This is a genomic window from Xenorhabdus eapokensis, from assembly GCF_001908105.1.
Window position 1 is genome coordinate 1 of record NZ_MKGQ01000063.1, and the last position, 6,689, is coordinate 6,689.

At 54.0% G+C, this 6,689-nt stretch carries 7 protein-coding genes; 2 read left to right on the forward strand and 5 right to left on the reverse strand.

The features are described from left to right. Nucleotides 1–59: 59 nt before the first annotated feature. The 3 genes from Xedl_RS31765 to Xedl_RS18740 form a co-directional block, all read right to left on the reverse strand. The gene (locus Xedl_RS31765; protein WP_208605092.1) at nucleotides 60–326 is read right to left on the reverse strand and encodes a hypothetical protein; all 267 of its coding nucleotides are present in this window, start codon (nucleotides 324–326) and stop codon (nucleotides 60–62) included. 629 nt (nucleotides 327–955) lie between these two features. After that, nucleotides 956–1,990 (reverse strand): site-specific tyrosine recombinase XerC, encoded by a 1,035-nt coding sequence (xerC, locus tag Xedl_RS18735; protein WP_074025238.1) that lies wholly within the window; start codon nucleotides 1,988–1,990, stop codon nucleotides 956–958. A gap of 217 nt (nucleotides 1,991–2,207) precedes the next feature. After that, nucleotides 2,208–4,922: a CHC2 zinc finger domain-containing protein gene (locus Xedl_RS18740; protein WP_074025239.1), complete on the reverse strand. Its 2,715-nt coding sequence runs from the start codon at nucleotides 4,920–4,922 to the stop codon at nucleotides 2,208–2,210. 131 nt (nucleotides 4,923–5,053) lie between these two features. Between Xedl_RS18740 and Xedl_RS18745 the strand changes: the two genes are divergently transcribed. Both Xedl_RS18745 and Xedl_RS18750 read left to right on the forward strand, forming a co-directional pair. Next, the gene (locus Xedl_RS18745; RefSeq protein ID WP_074025243.1) at nucleotides 5,054–5,395 is read left to right on the forward strand and encodes an RstR family transcriptional repressor; all 342 of its coding nucleotides are present in this window, start codon (nucleotides 5,054–5,056) and stop codon (nucleotides 5,393–5,395) included. A gap of 85 nt (nucleotides 5,396–5,480) precedes the next feature. After that, entirely contained in the window at nucleotides 5,481–5,801 is a 321-nt protein-coding gene (locus Xedl_RS18750; RefSeq protein ID WP_074025240.1) for a SymE family type I addiction module toxin, read from the forward strand. Nucleotides 5,802–5,847: 46 nt separating this feature from the next. Here the strand turns inward: Xedl_RS18750 and Xedl_RS18755 are convergent, their stop codons facing one another. Both Xedl_RS18755 and Xedl_RS27995 read right to left on the reverse strand, forming a co-directional pair. After that, complete coding sequence (locus Xedl_RS18755; RefSeq protein ID WP_074025241.1) at nucleotides 5,848–6,201, reverse strand: hypothetical protein; 354 nt, start codon at nucleotides 6,199–6,201, stop codon at nucleotides 5,848–5,850. After that, on the reverse strand, nucleotides 6,198–6,689 hold a 492-nt coding region (locus tag Xedl_RS27995), incomplete at its 5' end, for a hypothetical protein (RefSeq protein ID WP_422645912.1). The genes Xedl_RS18755 and Xedl_RS27995, both read right to left, overlap by 4 nt.

Below are 6,689 nucleotides of genomic sequence, written 5' to 3' on the forward strand. Positions count from 1 at the left end.
GGATCTTAGGGCCGGTTCCGGTGCGGTGATACGGTTTTAAGCGATTTTTTCCTTGATTATCAGCTTGTTAAAGAACCACTTTTACCCGTTTTGCCCATTCCCGCGAACCTAAAAGGCCGATGTGCACTTTTGGCCTGTTTTGACGCTTGCGCCGATGGGCAGTATAGCGCCCCTTTTTCTTTGTGATGGGCTGGACAGCCTGATTTTGTGATGTTTTTCACGGCAACGGGCGAACGTCGCCCAACTTGCTTGGGCGGCGGGCGGCCGTTCTGCGGGTGCGGGCGGCACAGAGCCTGCAAGCGGCGCCCTGCGACGCTCGGGATCACCGATGTTTCAGATGGGGCACGGTTTTGCATGACCGCACCCTGTTTACAAGGGAAGCCCCCTGCGGGGGCTGCACGGGGGCGGAGATGGCGAGCACGGCAACGAGCGAGGAGCGCAGCGACTGCGAGCCGCGCGCAGACAATGCAGCAGGGTTGGGGCGGGGGAGGTCAACGCGGAGGCCGCACTACAGGGTTCTTTGCCTGAGCCACTCAAGGCAGCTAAAGAAGAAGCTGTTTTTGCCGGAACGTGGCACGCTGTTTAAGATTGGCGCTGAGTTTGCCAAGAGGGTGCGCCGGTGCTGACAGCAGAAGGCGTTAGCCTTGTGCGGTGAACCCCGCGATGCTGACAGCGGGGGCGCCAGACATAATGCAGATTATGCGATGTGAGCCGCTCTTCGGGGTTGGGCGGAACACGGTGGCCACACGGCGAATTTCGCCTAATCTCCCTGCATTATGTTAAATGGGCTTTGGGCAGCCGGCACATATGGATGGGGGACACCGTGGCCGCCGCGGCCCATTGCCCATTTACCCCCGCCGGCACTGAAGCTGACGGGCAGTCCGGCCACGGTCTGCCCCTGCCCCGCACCCCCGCGAACTTAACGGGGATTATCGGGCTGTCGATGGCGCCCGCGTTATTGGCGGGCACTGTGTTCTCCGCTGGCGCGGCCTGAACCTGGCTCCGGTGGTTCGGTATGGCTGTCTGCGTCCGGTTGGGTGGGGGCACGCTCGGCCGGATGGGTCTGGCTGTGCACCTGCTTGAGCTGTTTGATGGCGACCCGCGTGTAGACCTGTGTTGTGTTGAGTTTTTCATGTCCCAGCATCGCCTGGATATGGCGGATATCTGCCCCGTTGTCCAGCATCTGCGTGGCCATTGAGTGCCGGAACAGGTGACAGGCGCCCGGTTTGTCAAGTTGTGCCTGCTTCCGGATGGCTTCGGCGGCGATTTGCGTTAACATCCCCGGACTGATGGGCTTGCCCCATTTTGTGACGAACAGGTGTCCACTGTCGTCACGCAGCGTTAACCGTGGCCGGGCATCTGCAACGTAACGGTCTACCCAGTCCAGCGCCCGCTCCCCGATGGGGATCACCCTGTCTTTGTGGCCTTTGCCCTGCCGCACCATCACGGCACCGCGTCCGAAGTCGATATCCTTCAGCCGCAGATGGCGCAGCTCCCCACGCCGGATGCCGCTGCTCCAGAGGATTTCCAGTATTGCCCGGTTGCGCAAGCCCATCGGTGTCTGCGTGTCCAGACTAGCCAGCACCTGCTCCGTTTCATTTTCGCTTAAGACCTGTGCAGGCAGGCGTTTCTCTTCTTTTGGCAAGACCAGTAATTCCGTTGGGTTGTAGAGAATGTGGTGGCGCTGTAATAAGTGACGGAACCATAGCCGCAACGTGCTCAGCCGCTCGCGCTGGCTGTTATTGCTGTAAAGCTGTCCATCCGGTTTACGGTAACTGCGCAGATAACGCTGCCAGCTCTCCAGCAGGGGTAACGAGACTTGCGGGGCGTAGTGAACTGCCCGCTGTTCGCACCATTCAACGAAGGGGCGCAGTTGGGCGCGATAGGTTTCCAGTGTCTTGGGGCTGCCGCCCTGTAATGCCCGGACATCCAGCCAGGCTTCCAGTTGCTGGCGCAGTGTCATAAGCGGGCTGTCGTGTGAAGGTGTCATGCGGATTTTCCTTTTTGCTGTGGGAACTCTCCGGCGGTACGGTATGACAGGGTATTTTATTATGTTGCCGGAACAGTGATTTTTCGTTTTGTCAGACTTGCGGGCATCTAATCCTGTCTGGCTGTGGCTTTAGGACTATTTTGCTTACCCAGACTTAACCCCGACTTGGGGCAGACTTGGGATAGACTTGCGTCAGGGTTGCCCAGACTTGCAAAGATCATACCGGCACGATCAGGCCGCTTAAGTAGGCGCTGTCGCCATCGCCGTCCCAGAGCAGTTCGTATTGCAACAGATGCCCGCGACTGCCGCCGTGGATCAGCAGATACTCCATGTCACTCAGGCGCTGGCAATGCAGCTTAAGCTGGCTGTCGCTCCAGTTCGTGTAAGCCCGGATATCCCGCCGGGTAAAGCGCACTTCTCGCAGCGTTTGCTGACCTCCCAATGCCATTGCGTGCGCCATCTGCTGGATCAACAGCAACAGCTTACGCGTCTGCGGCGGCATTTCGTCCAGCGTCCGGCCTAAGATCTCATGCGCCAACTGATTAGCCAGCCGGATATCGGCTTGGGTTACTTCAATATATTCCAACGTTTTTCCGCGATGCGCCGCCGTTTTGATGTCCCGCTGATACTGGTGCAACAGGGCGATACTCTGGATCAGGGTGAGATATTTCATGTGATCACGGCGGGTACGGGTTTTGTCTGACATAAAGGTCAGTTGGTGCGCATACGGATTGACCACATTCAGCGGGCGTAACAGCCGCTGGGCGTTCTGGTGAAGCTGGGTCAGATAGTCGCGCTCGTTCTCAGCCAGCAGGCCTTCGAGCGTTTGTTTCTGGCGCTGCAACGCATGGATCGCTTCGGTCTGTTCGCGGGATTCGTTGACTGTCAGCACCAGACAGCGGTTCAGCAACTCCTCATCCACATCAATGGCGGTCGTGGTCAGCATCAGCATCACCGGGCCTTTCACGGTATAGCTTTTGGTGACGAGGTTTCCGGTCGCTTCATCCTTGCCCGTGCTCGCCATTGTCAGCTCACCGTCTGACTGCAACAGCTTGAGCGCATAGGCGGCCTGCCGCACCCCTTCTTCTTCGGCGATAGCCAATATCTTGTGCTGGAGATTAGTTTCGCCCAGATAGAACAGGCTTTGCCCGGTCATGGCGCTGTACTGGATGCGCTCCTCTTCGGGGATCAGGTTCAGCACCGCCTCCATCAGCGAAGATTTTCCGGCGGCGCTGCTGCTCTGGATAAGTACCGCTAACGGTTTGGGCAGTTTGCGGCTCACGGCGGCCAAAAAGCCCGCCAGTAAGTTAGTGGATTCACCAACCACGCCACAAGCCGCTAAGTCAGCGGTAATACGTGCGGTCAGGGACGGATCTTGCAGCAAAGCCAGTGCGGCTGCCTGTTCGGTGTCGCTCATTTCGGGTGCTTTGACTACTGATGCCGTGCCGCCTTGCTGCTGCCACTGTTCAACGGCGAGTAATACCTGCCCCAGTACCCGCCGGATGTCGCCTTCGGTTAGTCCCAGCTCCGCGGCGGCCATGCGGGCGTAACTGTTGCGTGAGCGTCCGCTCATCAGATCAACCCCGTCAGCGAACAGCACGCCGCTTTGCGTGTCCAGTACCTGTGCATTGATCTTCATGGCAGCCGATCCCGCTTTCACCGCGCCCAGCCCACGCAGACACCATTGCAGTGTCCCGACTGAGATAAGCAGCTCGCCATGATCACCGGACTCACACACCACATTCGGCGTCACGCTGGGCGCGGGTTCAGCGGCTAAAGGGGAAGCGGGTTCTGGCACGGTATCCGGCTCAGGTGTCTGGCGCTCAAGTGCCACCATATCTGCGGCATCCTGCATCGGTATTGCACTCTCAAGCAGCAGGGCAAAGGCGGTTTCTGGCTCAGCAACCTGACACAGATACGCGTTGGCATCCCTGCCCGGCGGGAACACCACACGCAGCGGCGTGATCCCTTTGGCAACCAGCGCTGCCGCCAGTTTCACGGCCGCATCATTGCCTGCCGTATCATTATCAAAGGCGATCAGCACCTGCTTAATGCCGTGCTGCTCAAAGACCTGCCAGTGATCAGCGGTGACACCATGTACACCATAGGCCGCCGTGACATTTCGCTGCCCCGTCACCCAGAACGACATCGCATCGATCAGTGATTCACACAGGATAAGCGTTTTGGACACCCCCAGCGCCGCGGCATTCCAGACCCCTTGATGGGCACCCGGCAGGTACAGATGGCGGACAACCGACGCCCGCAGATCATCACTGATCATGCGTCCATACAGTTCGTGGATTTGCCCCTGCGCATCCATCACGGGGACAACCAGCGATCCGCGCAGGTGCTCCCGCCCGTTCTCCCGCAGCACGCCAACCGCTTGCAGACGGCGGCGGATCTCCGCCCCGGCCTTTTGCTTACTGGGCGGCAGGCGGTAAGCCAGTGTCCGGTTGGCAAAACCCAGTTTAAAATGACTGACCAGCTCAGGATGATTGAGCCGCCGTTTGGACAGATACGCTTGCGCTTCCGTCGCATTCAGCAACGTATGGTGATAAAACGCAACCACCCGTGACAACAACACCTGCTGCCCGATAGCATCACTGGCCAGCTCTTCCGGCTGCACCAGCGGCTCGACCGCCGGATTGTGCCCCAGCACGGCCTTTAAGCGTTCGGCGGCATGGCGCAGGCTCAGCCCTTCGGTTTTCATCACCCAGTCGAGCACCGAACCGCCCGCACTGCAACCAAAGCAATGATAAAGATTCTTTGACGGGGTAATGACCATTGAGGGCGTTTTCTCCTCATGGAACGGGCACAACACAACCATGTCTTTGCCGCGCTTAAAGAGCTGCCGCCCCTGCTGCTCAATGATGGCAACTAAAGAGACAGCGGCTTTCAGGTGCTGTAATTCTGCTTCGGGAATGCGAGCCATATCTTAATCCTTTAAAACTGCGTCAAGATTCATATTGATGATATATATAGTCCCTGATATGATACTATTCGTCAAGCGATAAAAAAGGGAGGCTTATAGTGATGTCAGTTACAGCAACTTTGGAATTTCCTATGAGCTTTTCTGATAAATTAGCCACTTCCCGTAAAGAGCTGGGTTTCACACAACAACAGATGGCGGACAAGATTGGGATGCACGTTTCACAGTACAAGCGCTATGAGGCGGGCACTTCTCAACCCACGATTGATGTATTCAGACGGATTGCATTAGCGTTGAATGTCAGTGCGGATATGCTTCTTTTTGAACCGGATGAACGTGGTCCTGATGATCGGCTTAAACTCCAGTTTGAAGCGCTTTCACAGCTAGATGAGAAAGAGCGGGAGGCCGTTGAGACAGTGATTAACAGCATTTTACATATGCATGATGCTAAACGCTGGACAGTAAAGAGCAACTAAAGAAGAGGCAGAACTCACGCGGTATTGGGATGCTGAGAACATCCCGACACCGCTAACCATAACCAACTAGTTGAGGTAGTTAATGATGGCTAAGGCGCATTCTAAGCAAAACCGTGCGGTAAATAAAGCGGCAAAAACAGAACGTTATTACACCGTGGGATACGTGCCGCAAAATGGCAGGCCGAACCCCCGACCCGCGATAAATTTAACGGGACGATGGCTTAAGGCCGCCGGGTTTGAGATTGGGGGCACACTCACCGTTAAAATTATGGCGGGCTGTCTGGTGCTGATCCCTGACAGTGATGACACCCGAACTATTAAGCAACAGTATCAGCGCCAGCAAGACCAGCTCAGTGAGATTAGGCTCAGGATGCGGGAACTGCTTGGGGATTATCAGGCAGGATAATGACAAAAAGCCGGAAGATCATGGGGATCTCTCCGGCTTCCTTACTTTAATTATAAATATCTCTATCTTCGGCTTTTTCTATAAATAAATCTTGTAGGCTTCCTTGTATTTCTTCATTTTCATATATCAATGTAAAATCGCCATCAATATTTGGAGGGAAATGAGAACCATCAATAGTTCCAAAGATAGTTGATGCAGTATCAGACATTATTACTTTAAAGAAATTAAAAATAGCTACTTGATCTTCATTATCTAATTTTGATAATGCTCTCTTAGCTCTTGAATATACACCTTCTTGATTACCGTCTGATGAGTTTGTTAAATTATCTTTGTAATTCACAAAGTTATCATCAAATAGCTCACTAAAAATCGATTCTACTACTTTTTCATCATTTTTCATTTTATTACCTTATCAACACATTTGAATCTGATTTCTGGATACATCTTTTTATTCATATTAATAAGATCTTTAAGTATCTTATTAGGTATTTCAGGATAAACCCGCCTTAATTCTCTTATATCACGAGCAATCAAATCCCTAGCACTAGTAAATTTTTCTCCCGTTCTTGGGTTTTTCGTGCTTCTTGATACAACACCTAAATCCCCTCTAGATATTGTGTGTCCAGATTTGGGCACTAAAATAGCTGGCCCAGTATTTGGATCATAGTTTTTCACAAGATTCTTCATGATTGCTTTTTGGCCAGCATGGTGAGCATCAAGACCTAAATTTTTACCTTTGACTAATCCCCTCAACGTGCCATATTCATCAACAGCCCAATCTTTTATTCCAGAATCAGAACAAGGAGTTAATCCTAGCGGATCGATCCAACCCGTCGGATTTGATACGTAAGCATACGGATTTTTCCCACCCACTAATCCCAACGGATC